We start from the raw sequence: 22,040 nt of genomic DNA on the forward strand, positions 1-22,040 counted from the left end.
AGCAGGCCGGCAGGAAGCTGGTCCCCTGTGGTGGGTTCCCATCCGAGACGGATGGTGGTCTTCTACTGGTGGCCAGCGCAGGCGGTTTTCCGCGGATGCGTCCGCGCGCCCATATCTGCCTGTTCCTGCTCCTTCGAGCGACCCTCGCCCCTTACACGGAGGGACGAGGCTAAACAAAGAAGGAGAGACCTCTTGGAAGGTCCTGAAATCACCGCAGCCGAAGCCGTCCTCGACAACGGCCGCTTCGGCACCCGCACCGTCCGGTTCGAGACCGGACGTCTGGCACAGCAGGCGCAGGGCGCCGTTGCCGCCTACCTCGACGAGGAGACGATGCTCCTGTCGGCCACCAGCGCCGGCAAGCACCCGCGCGAGGGCTTCGACTTCTTCCCGCTGACCGTCGACGTCGAAGAGCGTTCGTACGCAGCGGGCAAGATCCCCGGCTCGTTCTTCCGTCGTGAGGGCCGTCCCTCGACCGAGGCGATCCTCGTCTGCCGTCTGATCGACCGGCCGCTTCGCCCGTCGTTCGTCGACGGACTCCGCAACGAGGTCCAGATCGTCGTCACCGTGCTCTCGATCGCGCCGGGCGAGTTCTACGACGCGCTCGCGATCAACGCGGCATCCGCGTCGACCCAGATCTCGGGCCTGCCGTTCTCCGGCCCGATCGCCGGTGTGCGCCTCGCGCTCATCCCGGGCCACGGCGAGCACGCCGACCAGTGGGTCGCGTTCCCGACCGCCGCGCAGGTCGAAGAGGCCGTCTTCGACCTCATGGTCGCCGGTCGCGTCCTGCCCGACGGCGACGTCGCGATCATGATGGTCGAGGCCGAGGCCACCGAAGGCTCCTGGAACCTCATCAAGGGCGGCGCCGTCAAGCCGAGCGAAGAGATCGTCGCCGGTGGCCTCGAGGCCGCCAAGCCGTTCCTCAAGCAGCTCGTCGAGGCGCAGGCGCAGATGGCCGCGAGCTCGTCGCGTGAGCCGGGCGTCTATCCCGTCTTCGCCCCGTACAGCTCGGAGGTCTACGACTTCGTCGCCGGCCGTGCCTACGACGACCTGGTGAACGTGTACCAGATCGCCGAGAAGCAGGAGCGCCAGAACGCCGATGACGCCGTCAAGGACCGCGTCAAGGCCGAGCTCATCGCCGCCGTCGAGGCCGAGCAGCTCCCCGCCGGTGCGCCGCTGGAGTTCTCCGCGGCGTACAAGTCGGTTACCAAGAAGGTCGTCCGCGGCCGGATCCTCGCCGAGGGCGTCCGCATGGACGGCCGTGGCCTGGCCGACATCCGTCCGCTCGACGCGGAGGTGCAGGTCATCCCGCGCGTCCACGGCTCGGCGATCTTCCAGCGCGGCGAGACCCAGATCATGGGCGTCACCACGCTGAACATGCTCAAGATGGAGCAGCAGATCGACTCGCTGTCGCCCACGACGAGCAAGCGCTACATGCACCACTACAACTTCCCGCCCTACTCGACCGGCGAGACCGGCCGTGTCGGCAGCCCGAAGCGTCGCGAGATCGGGCACGGCTTCCTCGCCGAGCGCGCCCTCGTGCCCGTGCTGCCGAGCCGCGAGGAGTTCCCGTACGCGATCCGTCAGGTGTCCGAGGCACTCGGCTCCAACGGCTCGACGTCGATGGGCTCGGTCTGCGCCTCGACCCTGTCGCTGCTGAACGCGGGTGTGCCGCTGCGCGCAGCCGTCGCCGGTATCGCGATGGGTCTCGTCACCGACGAGGTCGACGGCCAGACGCGCTACGCCGCGCTGACCGACATCCTGGGCGCAGAGGACGCGCTCGGCGACATGGACTTCAAGGTCGCCGGTACGAGCGAGTTCATCACCGCGATCCAGCTCGACACGAAGCTCGACGGTATCCCGTCGTCGGTGCTCTCGGCCGCGCTGACGCAGGCGAAGGAAGCCCGCCTCACGATCCTGAACGTCCTGAACTCGGCGATCGACGCGCCCGACGAGATGGCGCCCACCGCGCCGCGCGTCATCAGCGTGCAGATCCCGGTCGACAAGATCGGTGAACTGATCGGCCCCAAGGGCAAGACGATCAACGCGATCCAGGACGAGACCGGCGCGCAGATCTCCATCGAAGAGGACGGCACCGTCTACATCGGCGCCGTCGACGGTCCGTCGGCCGAGGCCGCGCGTGCGCAGGTCAACGCCATCGCCAACCCGACCAACCCCGAGGTCGGCGAGCAGTTCCTGGGCACCGTCGTGAAGCTCGCCGCATTCGGCGCCTTCGTGTCGCTGCTCCCGGGCAAGGACGGCCTGCTGCACATCAGCGAGGTCCGCAAGCTCGCCGGCGGCAAGCGCGTCGAGAACGTCGAAGACGTGCTCGGTGTCGGCCAGAAGCTCCTCGTGCGCATCACGAAGATCGACGACCGCGGCAAGCTGTCGCTGGAGCCGGTCCTCGATGACGCCGAGGGCGAAGCTGCGGCCGAGGCTCCTGCCGAGGCCTGAGCATCACGCTCCCAGGACGCCCGTCCCTCTTCGGAGGGGCGGGCGTCCGTCGTTCTGCCCCGTGACCCAATCGTTAAGAAACGCCGCGTCATCTGGGGCGCGATCAACCGGCGATGTCGCAGGCCTGCCCTACGCTCGGAGGTACGCATCGGGGGATGCGTCAGACCACGGATCCTCGGGCGCTCCGCAAGGAGGAACGATGGACGTGTTCGGCTCGGCGACGCAGGCGCCGGCCAGTGTCGCGCCTGAGCGGCACCCGTCCGGACCCCTGCCCGTGCAAGGAGTGCCGGTGGGGCAGGCGGTGCGCAAGGCGCTCGGCGAGACTGGGCTGCGGGTGTTCCCGCTGGTCCTGGGCGCAGCCGAGTTCGGCTGGCACGTCGACCTCCGCGCGGCGCACGCCATCCTCGACGCCTACCGTGAGCGCGGCGGCAACGCCGTGCACACGTCCGACAGCTTCGCCGCAGGCCGCAGCGAACACGTTGTCGGGCAGTGGTTCCGCTCGCGCGGCACCCGCGACGACACCGTCCTCGCCGTCCGAGTCGGTCGGAACCCCGACAATCCCGGCCTCGGGTCGGTGAATCTCGTCCGCGCCGTCGAGGCATCCCTCACGCGGCTCGCGACCGATCGCATCGACGTGCTTTACCTCGACGGCACGGCCGACCGCGCGACGGTGCTCGAAGACACGCTCGCGACCGCGGAGTGGCTTGTGGAGTCCGGCAAGGTCCGCGCGCTCGGTGCCAGCGGGTACACCGCGGCCCAGCTCGTCGAGGCGCGCATCCTCTCGTCTGCCGGCTACCCGCGGTTCACCGTGCTCGACGTGCCGTACAACGTCCTCCGACGCAGCGAGTTCGACGGCGACCTGCGTCTCGTCGCCGGGGCGCAGGGTATCGCCGTGACGCCGTCGCAGGCGCTCGAGCACGGCTACCTGTCAGGCGCGCATCGCGATCGCGACCGCATGGGGTCGTCGGTGCGCGGTCGTCAGCTCGCGGCCAGCATGAACCGGCGCGGGGCGCGCACCCTCCGGGCGCTCGACCACATCGCCGAGGAACTCGTGGTCCCGCCCGCCGCGATCGCGATCGCCTGGCTGCTTGCGCAGCGCGTCGTGTCGGCGCCCATCGTGAACGCCTACGCGGCGCAGCACGTCGACGAGCTCGTGCAGGGCGTCGGCGTGCAGCTCAGCCGCGCGCACCTCGCCGAGATCGCCCGCGCGACCGATTGACGGTGCCCTGACGTAGGGTGGAGGAAGCCGCGGCTTCCCGCCGCGGGGGACGACGAAGCGAGCCATGACGTGACGCACTATCTGTATCTCGTGCGGCACGGTGAGCATCTCGACGCCGAGCACGGCATGGCCGACGGTCCGTTGTCGCCGCGCGGTCGCCGACAGGCCGAGCTGCTCGCCGACCGTCTGTCCGGAGTGCCGTTGACCGCCGTGTGGCATTCGCCGCTCGAGCGCGCGGCCGAGACGGCGAGGGCGGTCGCGCAGCGATTGCCGGCGGTCGACCCGGTACCGAGCGCGCTGCTGTTCGACTGCGTGCCGAGCGGGATGACGCCCGACACCCCGAGTGTCTACGAGCCGTTCTTCGGCGGCGTCACCGAGGCCGAGATCGATGCGGGCGCCGCGCAGATGTCCGACGCGGTCGCCGAGTTCCTGGCGCACCGCCCGAACGCGCACGAGCTGCTCATCACCCACAATTTCGTCATCGCCTGGTTCGTGCGGCATGTCCTCGAAGCGCCGAACTGGCGGTGGCTGACGCTGAATCAGGCGAACGCAGGGCTCACCGTGCTCGCGCAGCGTCCCGGGCGCCCGTGGACCGTCCTGAGCCACAACGACCTTGCGCACCTCCCGATGGAGCTGCGCACCGGCCTCCCGGAGTCCCCGCTGGTCTGACGTCCTACGCTGGACGGATGCCGCAGCCGAGCCCCGAGGTCGACCTCAGCGTCGCCGAGGTCGACGCACTCGTCCGCGCACAGCACCCGGAGCTGACGGCATCCGTCGTCCGGGTCGGCGCAGGGTGGGACAACGCCGTGTACCGCTTGGGCGAGCGGCTCGCCGTGCGGGTGCCTCGTCGCGCGGTCGCCGTGCCGCTGCTGCGGAACGAGCAGCGGTGGCTGCCCGAGATCGCCGAGCGGATGCCGGTGGCCGTGCCCGCCCCCGTCGCGGTCGGCGAGCCCGGGCCGGAGTTCCCATGGCCGTGGAGCATCATGCCATGGTTCGACGGTGCGGTGGCCGCCTCGGCGTCGCAGGCAGCGCGGGACGGGATCGCGGAGGAGCTGGCTGCGGCGCTGCGTGCGCTGCATGTTCCCGCGCCGGCTGATGCCCCGTTCAACCCCGTACGCGGTGTCCCGCTCGCCGATCGCGACGCGGCGATCGATGACCGTTTCGCGGGTCGGCCGGCCCTCGAGCGTGCTTGGCGCGAGGGCGTCGCCGCGCCGATGTGGCCGCATGAGCCGGTGTGGGTGCACGGCGACGTGCATCCCGGGAACATCGTCCTCCAGGGCGGTGGCATCCAGGCACTCATCGACTTCGGTGACATGTGCGCCGGCGACCCGGCATGCGATCTCGCGATCGCGTGGCTCGGGTTCTCAGCGGCCGGACGTGCTGCGTTCCGCGACGCCCTCGGTGACTACGGCGACCCGCACCTCTGGACGCGCGCCAGCGCCTGGGCGGCCGCGATCGCCGCGCTCCTCGCCGACGCCGACGACGCGTGGCTTCGTGACATGTCCGCTCACGCGGTCCGCGAGCTCGGCTGACACGACGTCCAAGCGTCGCCGGTTTGGTGCGCGTGACCCAGCGGAGAAGAATCGTTCGGTGCTCGATGGACCGCTGCTCGCCGATTGGCTTCCCGTGTCGCTGGCGGCGCTCGTGTTCCTCATCGTCGCGGCCGGCGTCGCCGGGTGGGTCGACGCCGTCGTCGGCGGTGGCGGTCTGATCCAGCTGCCTGCGCTGGTCATCGCCGTGCCGCAGGATGTCTCGACGCCGTACATCCTCGGGACGAACAAGCTCTCCTCGTTTTTCGGCACGCTCTCGGCGAGCTGGGTCTATCTGCGCAGCATCCGCGTCCAACTGAATTTGCTCATCCCGCTCGTGGTCGGGGCGTTCGGCGGATCGGCGGTCGGTGCCGCCCTGTCGAGGTACGTCCCGCGCGACGTGTTGACACCGGTCGTGCTCGTCGCCGTCGTCGCGGTGGCCGTCTACACGCTCCTCAAGCCGAAGATGGGGCTCGAGCACGCGCCGCGCCACACCGGCAACATCGCGGTCGGGTGGCGGTCGGTCGCCATCGGCGTGGCTGTCGGGTTCTACGACGGCATCCTCGGGCCGGGGACGGGATCGTTCTTCGTCATCCTCCTCGTCGCCGTCCTCGGATTCGGGTTCCTCCAGGCGAGCGTCAACGCGAAGATCGCCAACCTCACCACCAACCTCGCCGCGCTCGTGGTCTACGGCGTCCACGGCGAGGTCATCCTGATCCTCGGCATCGCGATGGCGCTCGCCAACATGGCGGGCGGGTTCATCGGGGCACGGATGGCGACGCGAAACGGCAACGGCTTCGTGAGGATCGTCTTCCTCGTCGTCCTGTCGCTCCTGGTCGTCAAGCTCGCCTGGGACACCGTCGTGCAGTTCACCGCCCCGTAGGCTGGCAGCATGACGACGCGCGTGGCCCTCGTGGGCGGCACCGGCAAGCTCGGCAGCATCATCGCTGCCGTGATCGACGCCACCGACGGGTTCGAGACGATCGCTGTGCTGGGTTCGGGCAGCGACCTCGGCGAGATGGACGGCGCCGACCTCGTCGTCGACGCATCGACCCCCGCGGTCTCGATCGACGTCGTCCGCGCGGCGATCGACCGTGGCATCAACGTCCTCGTCGGGACCTCAGGCTGGTCCGCCGAGCGGATTGCGCTGGTCCGTCCCCTCGTGGATGCCGCCGGCACCGGCGCCGTCTTCATCCCCAACTTCTCGCTCGGCTCGGTCATCGGGTCGGCGCTCGCCGCGGCATCCGCCCGGTTCTTCCCTTCGATCGAAATCGTCGAGACCCACCGTGAGACCAAGGTGGACTCGCCGAGCGGCACCGCTGTGCGCACGGCGGAGCTCATCGCCGCGGCGCGATCGGATGCCGGTCCCGTCGAGGCGCCGCACGTCGACCAGCGCGCCCGCGGTCAGCAGATCGCGAGCGTCCCGGTGCACTCGTTGCGTCGCCCCGGCGTCGTCGCCAAGCAGGAGACGATCCTGTCGGGCCCGGGGGAGTCGTTGACCATCGTTCACGACACGATCGATCCCGCCGCCGCCTACGCGCCCGGCATCCGCGTCGCGCTCGCCGCGGCCCGCGACGCGAAGGGTGTCGTCATCGGCCTCGATTCGATGATCGACATCGGGCTTCGCACGCCGAGCTCTGGCCGCGCGGCGGCGCCGGTCGGCGATGCGGCATCCGGCCAGGTCGCCCGCGCCACCGACGTATGAGCACACGCATCGGCGTCGGCATCGTCGCCGCCGTCCTCGCGCTCTACATCGTGTTGGTCGGCCAACGCGCGTGGCTGCTGCTGACCAGCGGCGACGGCGTCGGCATCGCGATGGGCGTGGCGATGCTGCTGCTGCCGGTCGTTGCCGCGTGGGCGCTGTGGCGCGAGCTGTCGTTCGGTATTGGTGCGCAGCGACTCGGGCGGCGGCTCGAGCAGGACGGCGGTCTGCCGACCGAGGAGCTTGCGCTCCGCCCGAGCGGTCGCCCCGTCGCTGCCGAGGCCGACGCGCTCTTCCCCTCCTACCGCGAGGCGGTCGAAGCCGCGCCCGAAGACTGGCGTCCCTGGTACCGCATGGGGTTGCTGTACGACGGTGCCGGTGACCGACGTCGCGCACGATCGGCGATCCGCACGGCCATCACGCTCGAACGCGCCGAACGACGCGGCTGAGTCAGACCGCCGCGTCGACGGCGTCTTCGACGGTCGGATGCCGGAACGCGAACCCCGTCGATTCCAAAACCGACGGCACCACGAACACATCGTTCGCGAGCAGCGCCTCGACGGCATCCTTCCCGAGCACGAGTCGGAGCGCGAACAGCGGCGCTCGAAGGATGAACGGCCGTCCCATCCGCCGCGCCAGCGCGAAGCCCAGGTCGTTCGCCGTCGCCCGCACGGGTCCGGAGAGGTTGACCGGACCGGTGATGCCGTGGTCGATGACGTGGCGGATCGCGCCGACCTCGTCGTCGAGCGAGATCCACGGCCAGGTCTGCGTGCCGCTCCCGATCGGGCCGGAGAGGCCGAGCTTGGTGAGGAGCATGAGCGGCTTCAGCACACCGTCGCGGTGTACGACGGGGGCGGTGCGCAGCAGGGCCACGCGCCCGCCGGCTGCCATTGCGGCCGCCTCCCACTCGCCGCAGAGGTCGGAGAGGAACGCGTCACCGCGGGCGCCGGACTCGTCGAACCGCTCGCCCGCGGCATCCGGCGGGTAGTACCCGACCGCCGACGAACTCACGAAGTGCGGTGCATCGTCACCGAGTTCGCGCAGCGCCGTGGCGAGCGTCTGCGTCGGGTGGATCCGCGACCACAGCAGCGTCTTGCGATACGACTGCGTCCACGGAAAGCGGCCGATGCTTGCGCCGTTCAGGTTCACGACGGCCTCGGCGCCGCGGAGTACCTCGGGGTCGAGCGGCGCACGACCCGGGTCCCACTGCACCTCGCGCGGTGCCATGGGCTCCCGTCGCACGAGTGTCGTCACGGCGACGCCGTCGGCCTCGAGCGAGGCGACGAGCGCCCGCCCGATCAGCCCGGACGCCCCCGAGACGACGACGCGGCGCTCAGGCAAGCGTCGCCTCGAGCGTGATCTCGATACCGGTCAGCGCTGCCGACACGGGGCATCCGCTCTTCGCCTCCTGTGCGATGCGCTCGAAGTCCTCGGCCGAGAGTCCGGGCACCGTCGCGTTGACGTTCAGGTGCGACCCGGTGATCCCGGTGCCGGGGATGAAGGTGACCGATGCCGTCGTCTCGACGGACTCCGGCGGGGTACCGTTGCCGGCCAGGGCGTGCGAGAGCGCCATGCTGAAGCACGACGAGTGCGCCGCCGCGAGCAGTTCTTCGGGTGTCGTGACTGAGGTCGAACCCTCGCTGCGCGCCTTCCAGTTGACGGGGAGTGGCCCCTGGTTCGAACTCTCCAGGGCGATCTCGCCGGAGCCCTCGGCGAGGCTTCCCTTCCAGCTGGTGGTGGCTTCGCTCGTGACGCTCATCGGGTGCTCCTCGCAGAATCGGGGTCGATGTGGCCGAGCCTAGACCGCGCGTCATCGCCGCGGTACCGGTGGACAGGGTCCGCGCGATGTGAGAATGCGCTCAGGCGGCGCGGCCGACGAGCCCTCCCCGCTGCAGCAGCAGCCACAGCTGGCATCCGAGGCACAGGCCGAACACCGCGTTCAGGAATGCGGCGATGAAGGCCATACCCGCCGCCACCGGCAGCGCGTAGGGGACACCGACGAGGTGCAGGACGAGCCCGACACCCGTGACGAAGAGACCGACGCCCTGCGCGAAGCGCGGCGGCCGCGGGTCTTCGAGCTCGGCCGGCGGTGCGAGGCGCGGCTGGATGACCTTGCGGTAGAGCACGCCCCACGGCGCGGTCCGCGGGGCCACGACGCTCCACAGGAACAGCAGCGCGATGACGAGCACCGCGAGGAAGCCGGGGTCGAGGACGCGGGCGAGGACGGGCACGCTCGGCAGCGCCCACGAACCGGCGACGAACGCGAAATCGGCAGGGAGTGGCTGGTAAGCGAACCATCCGAACGACGCCGTGCTGAGCCTCGCCGTCGAGACCCCCACCAGCGCGAGGAACGTCGCCACGAGCAGCAGGACGGACGTGATGGATGCCGCGAACCGCGGTCCACGCGGGTCGATCCCTCGCACCTCAGCCATACGAGACTCCTGTCGTGACGCGGTTCAGTTCGAGTTCGACGACGTGTCGGCTCGGAGTTCCGCCGAAGCGGGACTTCACGACGCCGCGTCCGTCGAGGATGAGCGTCGTCGGGGTCTGCAGCACCTGGAAGTGGCGTGCGATGTCAGGCCGGTGCGTGAGATCGACGTCGAGGTGGCGAACACCGTCGGTGTCGTCGGCGATCGCCCGGAGGGTGCGGTGCACGCCGGGGCAGCGGCTGCACATCTCGGTGCTGAACTGCAGCAACGTGGCGGTCTCGCCGAGGCCGTCCGCGCCGAGGCGCGCCGGGTCGACGGCTTCGCTCGGGTCGAAGCGTCGCGGGCGGTTCTGCCGCCACCGCAGCACGAGACCCGCGACGATGGTCGCCGCGAGCAGGGCGGCGAGCACGACGATGGCGGTAGTCAGATCCATGGCACCTGCAACGGTACTGGCTGCCGTGAGGCACCGGCATCCGCTCGGCGTGCCCTCGTCATGGAGCGTCACAGCCCGCCGGTAGGGTGAGAGCCGTGAGTGAGCGCGACGACAGCCCCGGTATCGAGTTCCGCAGCGATGTCACGGTCGAGATGGTGCGCTCCAGCGCCTCTGACAGCGACGTCCTCTTCGCCGCCCGGGTCTCGACCCAGGGCGAGCAGACGCTCACCGCAGCAGCCGAGGGCACCGAGGCGACCGCCCGTGACCGCGGCCTCATCAACTACCTCATGCGCGACCGCCACGGCTCGCCGTTCGAGCACAACTCGATGACGTTCTACGTGCAGGCGCCGATCTTCGTGTTCCGCGAGTTCATGCGCCACCGCATCGCCTCGTACAACGAGGAGTCGGGCCGCTATCGCGAGCTGCGTCCCGTGTTCTACGTGCCCGCTCCGGAGCGCAACCTGCTGCAGGTCGGCAAGCCCGGCGCGTACGAGTTCCTCCCCGGCACGCCCGAGCAGGTGAGCCTCGTCGACGAGACGACGCGCACGGCGTCGATCGCCGCGTTCGAGGCGTACCAGCGCATGCTCGAGGCCGGTGTCGCCCGTGAAGTCGCGCGCATCGTGCTGCCGCTGAACATCTACTCGTCCATGTACGTGACGATGAACGCCCGGTCGCTCATGAATTTCCTGTCCCTGCGCACCAAGCGCGAGGGCACGCACTTCCCGTCCTTCCCGCAGCGCGAGATCGAGATGTGCGCCGAGCAGATGGAGAACGCCTGGCGCGAGCTCATGCCGCTCACCTACGCCGCGTTCAACGCGAACGGCCGCGTCGCCCCCTGACCCGCCTCGATCGGCCCGCTCGGACCGATACCCTTGAGGCATGACGCACTCCGGTAATCCCTTCGGTCAGGTGCTCGTCGCGCTCATCACTCCGATGACCGCCGACGGCGAAGTGGATTGGCCCGCGGTCGAGAAGCACATCGACGACGTCATCACCGGCGGCGCCGACGGCATCGTCGTGACCGGTACGACCGGCGAGACCTCGACGCTCACCGACGCTGAAAAGCTCAAGCTCGTCGAGGTCGGCAAGTCCGTCTCGGCCGGCCGCGCCAAGATCATCACCGGCGGCGGCTCGAACGAGACCGCCCACGCGATCGAGCTCTACAAGGCGAGCGAGAAGGCCGGCGCCGACGGCATCATGATCGTCACGCCGTACTACAACAAGCCCACGCAGGCCGGCATCCTCACGCACTTCCGCCTCGTCGCGGATGCCACCGACCTGCCGGTCATCCTGTACGACATCCCCGGCCGCACCGGCGTGCCCATCAAGTACGAGACGATCCTGCGCCTCGCGAAGCACCCGAACATCCTCGCCGTGAAGGATGCGAAGGGCGACTTCAGCGAGGTGAGCCGTGTGCTCAACCAGACCGACCTGCTGTACTTCTCCGGCGACGATGCCAACGTCCTCCCGCACCTGTCGATCGGCGCCGCCGGTCTCATCGGCGTGACGGCGAACATCACCTCGGCGCCGTACAGGGCGATCGTCGACGCGGTCAACGCGGGCGACCTGACGACCGCGACGAAGGCGCACATGCAGCTCGAGCCGCTCGTGCGCGCCGTGATGACGCACGTTCCCGGTACCGTCAGCGCGAAGTACATCCTGCACGGCCTCGGGCGCATTTCGAGCCCCCGCGTGCGACTGCCGCTGGTGGGCCCGGAGGAGTGGGAAGCCGCCCTCATCGAGGACGAGCTCGCCCTTGTGAAGGACGTCGTCGGCGCCGACTTCTCGAACTTCCGACCCGACCGCAACGCCGCCGCCGGCGGTGCTCTCCCGAAGGTGCATGGAACGACCCGATGAGCAACACCGTGATGGTCCCCGAGCCGCTGGCCGCCGGCACACTCCGCGTCACCCCGGTCGGTGGCCTCGGCGAGGTCGGCCGCAACATGACCGTCTTCGAGTTCGACGGCAAGCTGCTGATCGTCGACTGCGGCGTGCTGTTCCCCGAAGAGCACCAGCCCGGTGTCGACCTGATCCTGCCCGACTTCGAGGCCATCCGCGGTCGCCTGGACGACATCGTCGGCGTCGTGCTGACGCACGGTCACGAAGACCACATCGGCGCGGTGCCGTACCTTCTCAAGCGCAAGGGCGACATCCCCCTCATCGGCTCGCAGCTGACCCTCGCCCTCGTCGAAGCGAAGCTCAAGGAACACCGCATCAAGCCGTACTCGTTGACGGTCAAGGAAGGTCAGGTCGAGCAGGTCGGCCCGTTCGAGCTCGAGTTCGTCGCGGTGAACCACTCGATCCCCGACGCGCTCGCCGTCGCGATCCGCACACCGGCGGGCCTCGTGCTCGCCACCGGCGACTTCAAGATGGACCAGCTGCCGCTCGACGGCCGCCTCACCGACCTGCGCGCCTTCGCGCGACTGGGTGAAGAGGGTGTCGACCTGTTCCTCGTCGACTCCACGAACGCCGACGTCCCCGGTTTCACGCCGCTCGAGCGCGCCATCGGCCCGGTCCTCGACCAGGTGATCGGCAAGGCGCCGCGCCGAGTCATCGTCGCGAGCTTCTCGAGCCACGTCCACCGCGTGCAGCAGGTCATCGACGCCGCCGCCGCGCACGGCCGCCGGGTCGCGTTCCTCGGCCGCTCGATGGTCCGCAACATGACGATCGCCGAGCAGCTCGGTTACCTCAACGTGCCCGACGGCGTTCTCATCGACTACAAGAAGGCCAAGGACCTGCCCGACGACAAGATCGTCTACATGTCCACCGGATCGCAGGGCGAGCCGATGGCGGTGCTCTCGCGCATGGCCAACCTCGACCACGCGATCGAGCCGGGGGAGGGGGACACGGTCATCCTCGCCTCGAGCCTCATCCCGGGCAACGAGAACGCGGTCTACCGCGTCATCGACGGGCTCACGAAGCTTGGCGCGAACGTCGTGCACAAGGCGAACGCCAAAGTCCACGTCTCGGGTCACGCCGCGGCCGGTGAGCTGCTCTACTGCTACAACATCCTGCAGCCGAAGAACGTCCTCCCCGTCCACGGTGAGTACCGGCACCTGATGGCGAACGCGAAGCTCGCGCAAGACAGCGGCATCCCGGCCGAGAACACGATCATCGCCGAGAACGGCACGATCATCGATCTCAAGGACGGTGTCACCCGCATCGCCGGGCAGCTCGACCTCGGCTTCGTCTACGTCGACGGCTCGTCGGTGGGCGAGATCACCGACGCCGACCTCAAGGACCGTCGCATCCTGGGTGAAGAGGGCTTCATCTCGGTGATCGTGGTGGTCGATGCCGCAACCGGACGCATCATCACCGGTCCCGAGATCCACGCGCGCGGTTTCGCCGAGGACGACACGGTGTTCGATTCGGTGAAGCCGAAGATCGCGCAGGCGCTGACGGATGCCGCGCAGTCCGGCGTCCGCGACCAGCACGCGCTGCAGCAGGTCGTGCGGCGCACGATCGGCCGCTGGGTGAACCAGTCGCTTCGTCGTCGTCCGATGATCGTCCCGCTGGTCATCGAGGCCTGACGCAGGGCCGGTCGGCCGCTACGATCTGGCCATGCCCGAGACCTGGTCGCTTCGCCCTGCCGTGCAGGCGGACGGCGCGTTCCTCGGCGACATGGTCGTCGAGGCGGCGAACTGGCGCCCGGGCGCGGCGCGTCCGCGGCATGAGATCCTCACGCACCCGGACTACCGGCGGTACCTCGCCGGGTGGCAGCGTCCCGGGGACGTCGGCGTTGTCGCGGTCGTCGGGGCGGAGCCGATCGGTGCGGCCTGGTATCGGATGCTGCCCCGCACCGACCCGGGGTTCGGCTACGTCGGCACGGGCGTCCCCGAATTGATCATCGGTGTGCGACCGATGTGGCGCGCGCACGGGGTAGGCAGGGCCCTGCTGCGGAATCTGTGCGCCTCGGCGCGGGCCGAGGGGCGGGCGCGGATCTGCCTGTCGGTCGAGCGCGGCAACTTCGCGCAGGTGCTGTATCGGGCCGAAGGGTTCGCGGTGACGCAAAGTGGATTCGGCCGCGACACGATGGTCAAGCGCCTCGCCTGAGCCCGTGCCCGAACCGGCGCGCTCGCCGCGTCAATCCGCGGTTCTATCGGTGCTCGCGCCTACCGTGGAGGCATGGCCAGGAGCACCAGTCCGACCAGCAAGTCCCGCGCGTCCGCGTCGGGCTCCTCGTCGCGCGCCAAGAAGTCCGATCCGGCTCCGCGTCGCAAGGTCGAGCCGGCGCCCCGTCGCTACGTCGACGACGTCGACACGCCGCCCGTCTTCGTGCGCGCCTGGATGGGCCTCGCACACGCCACTGGCGGCATGTTCCGCGCGTTCGGTTCGGAGTCGCTCGAGAAGGATCAGCGACGCGACGGCTTCCCGTTCTTCCTGGTCCTGCTCGCGATCGCGGGTGCGGTCGTCGAGTGGTTCCTCATCGGTACCGAGATCGGCACGAACATCAGCGCGTACAGCGTCGGAGCGCTGATCGGCCGTGAGGCGTTCGTCTTCCCGGTGTTCCTGCTCCTGCTCGCGGGGTGGCTGTTCCGGCATCCACCGTCCGTACACGACAACGGTCGCATCGGCATCGGTGCGGGCCTGTTCATCCTCGCCGTGGCCGGGTTCTGCCACGTGTACGGGAACCGTCCGCAGCCGAGCGGCGGCCTTCCAGGGCTCAGCGAGGCCGGCGGTCTGTTCGGCTGGATGGTGGGCGAGCCGCTCACCGCGCTCACCGAGATCGGCGCCGGGATCGTCCTCGGGCTCCTCGCCGTGCTGAGCGTCCTCATTCTCACGAAGACTCCGCCGAACCGGATCTTGCAGCGGCTCGGAGACCTGTACGCGTGGATGTTCGGCGCCGAGCGCGCCGAGCGGCCGGCGCCCGCCGGAGACACCGGCCCGACCGTCGCGTTCGACGGCGGTGAAGACGACGCCGAGCCCGGTCTGCCCTGGTGGCGCCGCAACACGTCCGGCCGTGAAGAAGATGCCGACGGCGGCCTCGGTGCCGACGACCTCACGGCGCTCCTCGAGGCGAGTGGTGACGGCAGCTTCGACAACCCTGTCACGACCCCTCAGGTCGCGCCCGACGCGGTCACCGAGATCATCGACCCGACGCCTGCGCGCAAGCCCGGTCGCAAGCCTGGCGCGGCTCCCGCTGAGGTCCCGCCGGTGCCGCCGCTGCCGGATTTCGTCGCCGCGAACCTCGATTCGGTCGATCCGGATGCCGCGGACTACCGGCTGCCGGCATCCGACGCACTGGCTGCGGGTACACCGCACAAGGCCCGCTCCGAGGCGAACGACGCGATGGTCCGGGCGATTACCGGCGTCTTCGAGCAGTTCTCCGTCGACGCGAAGGTCACCGGCTTCTCGCGCGGCCCGACAGTGACGCAGTACGAGATCTCGGTCGGGCACGGTGTGAAGGTCGAGCGGATCACCGCGCTCACGAACAACATCGCCTACGCCGTGGCATCCAACGAGGTCCGCATCCTCGCCCCGATTCCGGGCAAGAGCGCGATCGGCGTCGAGATCCCCAACACCGACCGCGAGATCGTCACCCTCGGTGACGTGCTCCGCTCGCCGAACGCGCAGCAGGCGACCCACCCGATGACGATCGGCATCGGCAAGGACGTCGGCGGCGGGTACGTCGTCGCGAACCTCGCGAAGATGCCCCACCTGCTCGTCGCCGGTTCGACCGGCTCGGGCAAGTCGAGCTTCGTGAACTCGATGATCACGAGCCTGCTCATGCGCGCCAAGCCGTCGGATGTCCGGATGGTCCTCATCGACCCGAAGCGCGTCGAGCTCACGAGCTACGCGGGCGTGCCGCACCTCATCACACCCATCATCACGAACCCCAAGAAGGCCGCCGAGGCGCTGCAGTGGGTCGTGAAGGAGATGGACATGCGGTACGACGACCTCGCGTCATTCGGCTTCCGTCACATCGACGACTTCAACCGTGCCGTCGTGGCGGGCGAGATCCAGCTTCCCGCCGGCAGCGAGCGCGTGCTCAAGCCGTACCCGTACCTGCTGGTCGTCGTCGATGAGCTCGCCGACCTCATGATGGTCGCGCCGCGTGACGTCGAGGACTCGATCGTCCGCATCACGCAGCTCGCCCGCGCGTCCGGCATCCACCTCGTCCTCGCGACCCAGCGTCCGTCGGTCGACGTCGTCACGGGTCTCATCAAGGCGAACGTCCCCTCGCGACTCGCGTTCGCGGTCACGAGCGTCACCGACTCGCGCGTCATCCTCGACCAGCCCGGCGCCGACCGCCTGATCGGCCAGGGCGACGGACTGTTCCTGCCGATGGGTGCCTCGAAGGCCGTGCGCGTGCAGGGTGCGTGGGTCGCCGAGAAAGAGATCGAGAAGGTCGTCGCCCACGTCAAGAACCAGGCGCGACCGGAGTACCGCAAGGACGTCGAGGCGATCGTCGAGAAGAAAGAGATCGACGCCGACATCGGTGACGACCTCGAACTGCTGCTGGCCGCGGCCGAACAGATCATCACGACGCAGTTCGGGTCGACCTCGATGCTGCAGCGCAAGCTCCGCGTCGGGTTCGCGAAGGCCGGCCGGCTCATGGACCTCTTGGAAGCCCGCGAGATCGTCGGCCCGTCCGAGGGCTCGAAGGCGCGAGACGTGCTCGTCACGCCCGACGAGCTGCCCGCCGTGCTCGCTCGCCTGCGCGGCGAGGAGCCGCCGGAGGACGCCGCACCGGAGGCGCAGGCCGATCCGTACGGCCCCGACGCGGTGAACGCCCAGTTCGACGGGTACGAGGTCGTCGAGGCCGAGGACTCCGGTGAGGACGCGTGGGGCCTGACCGGGCGCGACTGACGTCGGTAGGCTCGTTCCCGTGACGATCCCGCGGCAGCTGCCCAACGCCATCACCGTCGTGCGCATCCTGTGCGCACCGGTCTTCGTCTGGATGTTGCTGGCCGACGGTGGCGCCGACACGGCGCTTCGTTGGTGGGCGGCGGTGCTGTTCATCGTCGCGATCGCGACCGATGGCATCGACGGATACCTGGCCCGCAAGTACGAGATCGTCACCGATCTCGGCAAGCTCCTCGATCCGATCGCCGACAAGGTCCTCACCGGAGCGGCGTTCGTCGGGCTGTCGATCCTCTTCGAACTGCCGTGGTGGATCACGATCATCGTGCTCGTCCGCGAGGTCGGGATCACGATCCACCGCCTCGTCGTCGCGTCCAGCCACGTCGTCGCGGCGGCCTGGATGGGCAAGCTGAAGACGGTGGCGCAGGGCGTCGCGCTCTCGCTGGCGTTGCTGCCGCTCTGGACCGTCGTGGGGGAGTGGATCCACGTCGTGAATATGGTCGTGATGACCGTCGCCGTCGTCCTCACCGTCGCCAGCGGCATCGACTACGTCGTCACCGAGGTGCGCGGTGCGCGTCGAAAGGCTCGCGCATGAGCGACCGCGTCCCCTCCGAGCTCCCCGACGAGGTCGAGCAGACGCTTGTGTCGTTCGGTCCCCGATCCGAGCCGGAGCGCCTCGTGGGGCGGCTCAAGGAGCTGGGGTGGACCCTCGGCATCGCCGAATCGCTCACGGGCGGACTCGTCGCGGCATCCGTCGTCGCGGTGCCCGGTGCCTCGGCGGTGCTCCGCGGCGGCGTCGTCGCCTACGCGACCGATGTGAAGGCCCGGCTGTTGGGCGTCGACGAGACGCTGCTCGAGGCGCACGGCCCCGTGCACCCCCGTGTGGCGCGTCAGATGGCGGACGGCGTCCGTCGGACGATGGGCGAAGCGGATGCCGCAGACGTCGGCATCGCCACGACCGGTGTGGCGGGTCCGCTGTCGGCGGACGGCCAGCCCGTCGGGACGGTGCACATCGCCGTGTCGACGCCGCTCGGGTCACGTGTCGAGTCGCTCGAGCTGACTGGTGACCGCGAGCAGATCCGCACCGAGGCGGCGGCGCGGGCGATCGCCCTCGCGCTCGACGCGTTGTGACCCGCGGGAATAGGTCCTGTTTCGCCACCGTTACGTATCGGTGATTCCCACCCATTCCCCAGCGCACGGGGTCTAGGGTGACAACCAAGGTGTTGTACCGTTGTTCCCCCCGAAGGGTGCATGGATGGACAGCAGAGGAGGGCCCCACATGATCCTGGTTCGTCAAGAGATCGGTGACGTGCTGCGCGACTTCCGTCTGCAGAAGGGGCACACCCTACGTCAGGTGTCTGGCAAGGCAAGCGTCGCGCTCGGCTACCTCAGCGAGGTCGAGCGTGGACAGAAGGAAGCCTCGAGCGAGATCCTCTCCGCGGTCGCCGAAGCCCTCGACGTCCCCATCTCGACGATCATGCGCGAGGTGAGTGATCGTCTCTCGGTTCTCGAGGGTCTGCACTCCATCACCGACGTCGTCCCCGACGACCTCGCTTCGCTCGGTGACGACATGGTCGCTCCCGAGCTGTCGCTGCGCTGACCCGCGCTCGATGCGTCACAGCGAGTTCGAGCGTGCCGTCGCTGATGAGTTCGGCCGCGGCGGTGACGCGCTCGTCGCCGACCTCGTCCTGAACGACGTGGGAGGTCGCACCGCGCGCGAAGCGCTGGCGGCAGGCGTCCCGCCGCGTCAGGTGTGGTTGGCGCTCTGCGTCGAGGCTGATGTCCCGATCGCCCGGCGGCACGGAGCCGGACGCCTCGAACCTCGCCGCTGATCGGCGTGTCGCACTCGAAGATCCGTTCGAAGCGCGCCTAGGCTTCTGCACAACGGGAGTCGGACGCACGTCGTCCACCGGGAGCGGACCCGCGGCAGCGATGTCGGAGCCCCTCCATAGCGTGGACGCCGTCAGATGACACCCACGCCCTGTCGCAGCATCCGATCCCTCCGGAGACGAGCGCGACAGCCTACGGGCGACGGAACCTCGAGTTGAAGGAGCACGACATGCCATCACCTGCCGACCGCGAGAAGGCCCTGGAATCGGCCCTCGCCCAGATCGACCGCCAGTTCGGCAAGGGGTCGATCATGCGCCTGGGGAGCGACGAGCGCGCTCCCGTCGAGGTCATCCCGACCGGTTCGATCGCGCTCGACGTCGCCCTCGGTATCGGCGGGCTCCCGCGCGGCCGCGTCGTCGAGATCTACGGCCCGGAGTCCTCGGGTAAGACGACGCTCACCCTGCACGCGATCGCCAATGTGCAGCGTGCCGGCGGCATCGCCGCCTTCGTCGACGCGGAGCACGCACTCGACCCCGACTACGCGCAGAAGCTCGGCGTCGACATCGACCAGCTGCTCGTGTCGCAGCCCGATACCGGTGAGCAGGCGCTCGAGATCGCCGACATGCTGATCCGTTCCGGCGCCATCGACCTCGTCGTCATCGACTCCGTCGCGGCCCTCGTGCCCGAGGCCGAGATCAAAGGCGAGATGGGCGACTCCCACGTCGGTCTCCAGGCCCGCCTCATGTCGCAGGCGCTCCGCAAGATCACCGGTGGTCTCAGCCAGACCAAGACGACCGCGATCTTCATCAACCAGCTGCGCGAGAAGATCGGTGTCTTCTTCGGCTCGCCCGAGACGACCGCCGGTGGAAAGGCGTTGAAGTTCTACGCGTCGGTCCGACTCGACATCCGCCGCATCGAGACGCTGAAGGACGGCACGGAGGCGGTCGGTAACCGCACCCGCGTCAAGGTCGTCAAGAACAAGATGGCGCCGCCCTTCAAGCAGGCTGAGTTCGATATCCTCTACGGCGTCGGCATCTCCCGCGAAGGCAGCCTCATCGACTTCGGTGTCGAGCACGGCATCGTCAAGAAGTCGGGCGCCTGGTACACGTACGAGGGCGAGCAGCTCGGGCAGGGCAAGGAGAACTCCCGCAACTTCCTGCTCAAGAACGTCGACGTTGCCGCTGAGATCGAGACGAAGATCAAGCAGAAGCTCGGCATCGGCCAGCCGCGTCCCGCGGCCGACGCACCGGCCGGCGACGAGCTCGCCGCGCGTCGCCCGGCCTGATCATGACGATGGAGCGCGGGGGCGAGCGTGAGACGCTCGCCCCCGTCATCCCATTGTTCGGCGCGGCGCAACCCGCGGCGCCGAACACGAATACACCCGCGGCAGACACGTCGACCGAGCGGATGCCGCAGCCCGACAGCGACCGCTGGCACGCGACCTGGATCGAGCGCGGTCAGAGCACGTCCGACGCGCGAGCCTCGACGCACCCGGTCTTCGCTCGTCGCGGGCTCGACGCGGTGCCGGACGACGCTCCTGACGACGAGGTCCTCGCCGCGGACGCCGAGCGAGATCTGCTTCGGAAACTCCGCACCCGCTCGCTCTCGCTCCGCGAGGCTCGCGCCGCCCTCGGCGCACGCGACCTCGACCCGGCGACGATCGAGGAGATCGTCGCGCGGTTCGAATCGATGGGCTACCTCGACGACGCGGCCCTCGCTGAACAGCTGATCGATAAGGCGACGAGTCGCAAGGCGCAGGGGCGACAGGCGATCGCGCAGACGCTGTCGCAACGCGGCATCCCTCGTGACGTCATCGACATCGCACTCGATGCCCAACCCGATGACGACGCGGCCCGCGCGCTGGAGTTCGCCCGTGGCAAGGCACGTTCGTTGGCGGGGCTCGAGCACGACGTCGCGCTGCGCCGACTGGTCGGTCAGCTCGCCCGCCGCGGGTACGGTGCCGTCGCGCTGTCGACCGCGCGACAGGCGCTCGAAGAGACGGCGAAGCCGCGACACGGCGTGCGGTTCGAGTGATCTCGACTCGGTCGGCGGCGCAGATCCGAGTGATCGCGGATCGTAGAATGGCCTGATCATGACCAGCCCGTCCGCCGTCCCCACGCTCATCGCGCCCTCCGAGGCCGCCGTCACCGACGACGGACGCGCTCGCACCTACGAAGTGCGCACGTTCGGGTGTCAGATGAACGTCCACGACTCCGAGCGGCTTTCGGGGTCGCTCGAGTCCGCCGGCTACGTGCGCGCCGAGGTCGGCGCTGAGGCGGACGTGATCGTCATCAACACGTGCGCCGTCCGCGACAACGCCGCGGGCAAGCTCTACGGCACCCTCGGACACCTCAAGAGCCGCAAGGACAAGCACGACGGCATGCAGATCGCCGTCGGTGGCTGCCTTGCGCAGATGGACAAGGATGCCGTGCAGCAGAAGGCCCCGTGGGTCGACGTTGTCTTCGGCACCCACAACATGGGGTCGCTCCCGAGCCTGCTCGAGCGCGCACGTCACAACGGTGAAGCCGAGCTCGAGATCCTCGAGTCGCTCGAGGTGTTTCCGTCGACGCTGCCCACGAAGCGAGACTCCGCGCACAGCGGCTGGGTGTCGATCTCGGTCGGCTGCAACAACACCTGCACGTTCTGCATCGTCCCGAGCCTGCGCGGCAAAGAGAAGGACCGTCGCCCCGGCGACATCCTGAACGAGATCCGCCTGCTCGTCGAGGACGGCGCGATCGAGGTCACCCTCCTCGGCCAGAACGTGAACAGCTACGGCGTCGAATTCGGCGACCGCCTCGCGTTCGGCAAGCTGCTGCGCGCCGCGGGCGAGATCCCCGGCCTCGAGCGCATCCGCTTCACGAGCCCGCACCCGGCCGCGTTCACCGACGATGTCATCGACGCGATGGCCGAGACGCCCGCCGTCATGCCGCAGCTCCACATGCCGCTGCAGTCTGGCTCCGACCGCATCCTCAAGGCGATGCGCCGCTCGTACCGCAGCGACCGGTACCTCGGCATCCTCGACCGCGTCCGCGCGAAGATGCCGCACGCCGCCATCTCGACGGACATCATCGTCGGCTTCCCCGGCGAGACCGAGGAGGACTTCCAGGAGACGCTGCGTGTCGTCGAGCAGTCCCGCTTCGCGAGCGCCTTCACGTTCCAGTACTCGATCCGCGAGGGGACACCGGCGGCGACGATGCCCGACCAGGTCCCGAAGGAAGTCGTGCAGGAGCGGTACAACCGCCTCGTCGCCCTCCAGGAGCGCATCTCGCTCGAGGAGAACCAGCGACAGCTCGGCCGCACGCTCGACGTGCTCGTCTCCACAGGCGAAGGCAAGAAGGACGCCGAGACGCACCGTCTCACGGGTCGCGCCGAAGACAACCGCCTCGTCCACTTCGAGCTGCCGGCCGGGTCCGCGACGCCTCGCCCGGGCGACGTCGTCTCGGTGACCGTGACCCACGTGGCGCCGTTCCACCTCCTGGCCGACAGCCCCGACGGCGCGCCGCTGCAGATCCGCCGCACGCGTGCCGGTGACGCGTGGGACCGCATGCAGGCCGACTCCTGCAGCGTCCCCGCCCCGACGGGCGACGGGGCGCCGCGCGCGGTGTCGCTCGGGCTCCCGAGCCTCCGCGTCGGGTCGTAACGG

23 protein-coding genes are annotated in these 22,040 nt (G+C 69.4%); 19 read left to right on the top strand and 4 right to left on the bottom strand.

From position 1 onward, the window contains the following. Positions 1-192 precede the first annotated feature (192 nt). The 7 genes from QNI14_RS11180 to QNI14_RS11210 all read left to right on the top strand — a co-directional run bounded on the left by QNI14_RS11180 (position 193) and on the right by QNI14_RS11210 (position 7,350). On the top strand, positions 193-2,451 hold the full coding sequence (locus tag QNI14_RS11180; RefSeq protein WP_283716660.1) for a polyribonucleotide nucleotidyltransferase: 2,259 nt from the start codon (positions 193-195) through the stop codon (positions 2,449-2,451). A 199-nt stretch (positions 2,452-2,650) separates the two neighbouring features. Beyond that, positions 2,651-3,670, top strand: coding sequence for an aldo/keto reductase (locus tag QNI14_RS11185; RefSeq protein ID WP_283716661.1), 1,020 nt, complete (start codon positions 2,651-2,653; stop codon positions 3,668-3,670). 69 nt (positions 3,671-3,739) lie between these two features. Further along, entirely contained in the window at positions 3,740-4,339 is a 600-nt protein-coding gene (locus tag QNI14_RS11190) for a histidine phosphatase family protein (protein ID WP_283716662.1), read from the top strand. 17 nt (positions 4,340-4,356) lie between these two features. Further along, positions 4,357-5,202 (top strand): phosphotransferase, encoded by an 846-nt coding sequence (locus QNI14_RS11195; protein ID WP_283716663.1) that lies wholly within the window; start codon positions 4,357-4,359, stop codon positions 5,200-5,202. A 58-nt stretch (positions 5,203-5,260) separates the two neighbouring features. Then, positions 5,261-6,082 carry a TSUP family transporter gene (locus QNI14_RS11200; protein ID WP_283716664.1) on the top strand — a complete coding sequence of 274 codons (822 nt, stop codon included), beginning with the start codon at positions 5,261-5,263 and terminating at the stop codon, positions 6,080-6,082. A 9-nt stretch (positions 6,083-6,091) separates the two neighbouring features. Further along, entirely contained in the window at positions 6,092-6,904 is an 813-nt protein-coding gene (gene dapB, locus QNI14_RS11205) for a 4-hydroxy-tetrahydrodipicolinate reductase (RefSeq protein ID WP_283716665.1), read from the top strand. Continuing rightward, complete coding sequence (locus tag QNI14_RS11210) at positions 6,901-7,350, top strand: hypothetical protein (protein WP_283716667.1); 450 nt, start codon at positions 6,901-6,903, stop codon at positions 7,348-7,350. The genes dapB and QNI14_RS11210 overlap by 4 nt, the downstream gene beginning before the upstream one ends. 1 nt (position 7,351) lies before the next feature. Here QNI14_RS11210 and QNI14_RS11215 read toward each other — a convergent pair whose 3' ends face one another. The 4 genes from QNI14_RS11215 to QNI14_RS11230 all read right to left on the bottom strand — a co-directional run bounded on the left by QNI14_RS11215 (position 7,352) and on the right by QNI14_RS11230 (position 9,763). Then, positions 7,352-8,242 carry a TIGR01777 family oxidoreductase gene (locus QNI14_RS11215; protein WP_283716668.1) on the bottom strand — a complete coding sequence of 297 codons (891 nt, stop codon included), beginning with the start codon at positions 8,240-8,242 and terminating at the stop codon, positions 7,352-7,354. Further along, positions 8,235-8,660 carry an OsmC family peroxiredoxin gene (locus QNI14_RS11220; protein ID WP_283716669.1) on the bottom strand — a complete coding sequence of 142 codons (426 nt, stop codon included), beginning with the start codon at positions 8,658-8,660 and terminating at the stop codon, positions 8,235-8,237. The genes QNI14_RS11215 and QNI14_RS11220 overlap by 8 nt, the downstream gene beginning before the upstream one ends. 100 nt (positions 8,661-8,760) lie before the next feature. Continuing rightward, a complete protein-coding gene (locus tag QNI14_RS11225; RefSeq protein WP_283716671.1) occupies positions 8,761-9,333 on the bottom strand; it encodes a DUF4395 domain-containing protein in 573 nt (190 codons plus the stop codon). Further along, the gene (locus QNI14_RS11230; RefSeq protein ID WP_283716672.1) at positions 9,326-9,763 is read right to left on the bottom strand and encodes a TlpA family protein disulfide reductase; all 438 of its coding nucleotides are present in this window, start codon (positions 9,761-9,763) and stop codon (positions 9,326-9,328) included. Before QNI14_RS11230 ends, QNI14_RS11225 begins: the two co-directional genes overlap by 8 nt. 95 nt (positions 9,764-9,858) lie before the next feature. On the opposite strand from QNI14_RS11230, the gene thyX reads away from it, so the two are divergent. The 12 genes from thyX (at position 9,859) to miaB (ending at position 22,037) form a co-directional block, all read left to right on the top strand. Next, positions 9,859-10,602, top strand: a complete 744-nt coding sequence (gene thyX / locus QNI14_RS11235; protein ID WP_430539271.1) for an FAD-dependent thymidylate synthase — start codon at positions 9,859-9,861, stop codon at positions 10,600-10,602. Positions 10,603-10,642: 40 nt separating this feature from the next. Continuing rightward, the gene (gene dapA, locus QNI14_RS11240) at positions 10,643-11,620 is read left to right on the top strand and encodes a 4-hydroxy-tetrahydrodipicolinate synthase (RefSeq protein WP_283716673.1); all 978 of its coding nucleotides are present in this window, start codon (positions 10,643-10,645) and stop codon (positions 11,618-11,620) included. Beyond that, the gene (locus QNI14_RS11245; protein WP_283716674.1) at positions 11,617-13,293 is read left to right on the top strand and encodes a ribonuclease J; all 1,677 of its coding nucleotides are present in this window, start codon (positions 11,617-11,619) and stop codon (positions 13,291-13,293) included. Before dapA ends, QNI14_RS11245 begins: the two co-directional genes overlap by 4 nt. Before the next feature lie 31 nt (positions 13,294-13,324). Beyond that, positions 13,325-13,816 (top strand): GNAT family N-acetyltransferase, encoded by a 492-nt coding sequence (locus QNI14_RS11250; protein WP_283716675.1) that lies wholly within the window; start codon positions 13,325-13,327, stop codon positions 13,814-13,816. Between the two features lie 72 nt (positions 13,817-13,888). Then, positions 13,889-16,573, top strand: a complete 2,685-nt coding sequence (locus QNI14_RS11255) for an FtsK/SpoIIIE family DNA translocase (protein WP_283716676.1) — start codon at positions 13,889-13,891, stop codon at positions 16,571-16,573. A gap of 19 nt (positions 16,574-16,592) precedes the next feature. Then, a complete protein-coding gene (pgsA, locus tag QNI14_RS11260; RefSeq protein ID WP_283716677.1) occupies positions 16,593-17,162 on the top strand; it encodes a CDP-diacylglycerol--glycerol-3-phosphate 3-phosphatidyltransferase in 570 nt (189 codons plus the stop codon). Continuing rightward, on the top strand, positions 17,159-17,698 hold the full coding sequence (locus QNI14_RS11265; RefSeq protein ID WP_283716678.1) for a CinA family protein: 540 nt from the start codon (positions 17,159-17,161) through the stop codon (positions 17,696-17,698). Before pgsA ends, QNI14_RS11265 begins: the two co-directional genes overlap by 4 nt. Before the next feature lie 148 nt (positions 17,699-17,846). After that, entirely contained in the window at positions 17,847-18,167 is a 321-nt protein-coding gene (locus QNI14_RS11270; RefSeq protein WP_283716679.1) for a helix-turn-helix domain-containing protein, read from the top strand. Between the two features lie 10 nt (positions 18,168-18,177). Next, on the top strand, positions 18,178-18,399 hold the full coding sequence (locus tag QNI14_RS11275) for a DUF3046 domain-containing protein (RefSeq protein WP_283716680.1): 222 nt from the start codon (positions 18,178-18,180) through the stop codon (positions 18,397-18,399). A gap of 227 nt (positions 18,400-18,626) precedes the next feature. Next, positions 18,627-19,682: a recombinase RecA gene (gene recA / locus QNI14_RS11280; RefSeq protein ID WP_283716681.1), complete on the top strand. Its 1,056-nt coding sequence runs from the start codon at positions 18,627-18,629 to the stop codon at positions 19,680-19,682. A gap of 2 nt (positions 19,683-19,684) precedes the next feature. Then, positions 19,685-20,431, top strand: coding sequence for a regulatory protein RecX (locus QNI14_RS11285; RefSeq protein WP_283716682.1), 747 nt, complete (start codon positions 19,685-19,687; stop codon positions 20,429-20,431). 58 nt (positions 20,432-20,489) lie between these two features. Further along, a complete protein-coding gene (gene miaB, locus QNI14_RS11290) occupies positions 20,490-22,037 on the top strand; it encodes a tRNA (N6-isopentenyl adenosine(37)-C2)-methylthiotransferase MiaB (RefSeq protein ID WP_283716683.1) in 1,548 nt (515 codons plus the stop codon). Positions 22,038-22,040: the final 3 nt, after the last annotated feature.

The sequence above is a fragment of the Microbacterium dauci genome (assembly GCF_030065535.1).
GTDB lineage: Bacteria > Actinomycetota > Actinomycetes > Actinomycetales > Microbacteriaceae > Microbacterium > Microbacterium dauci.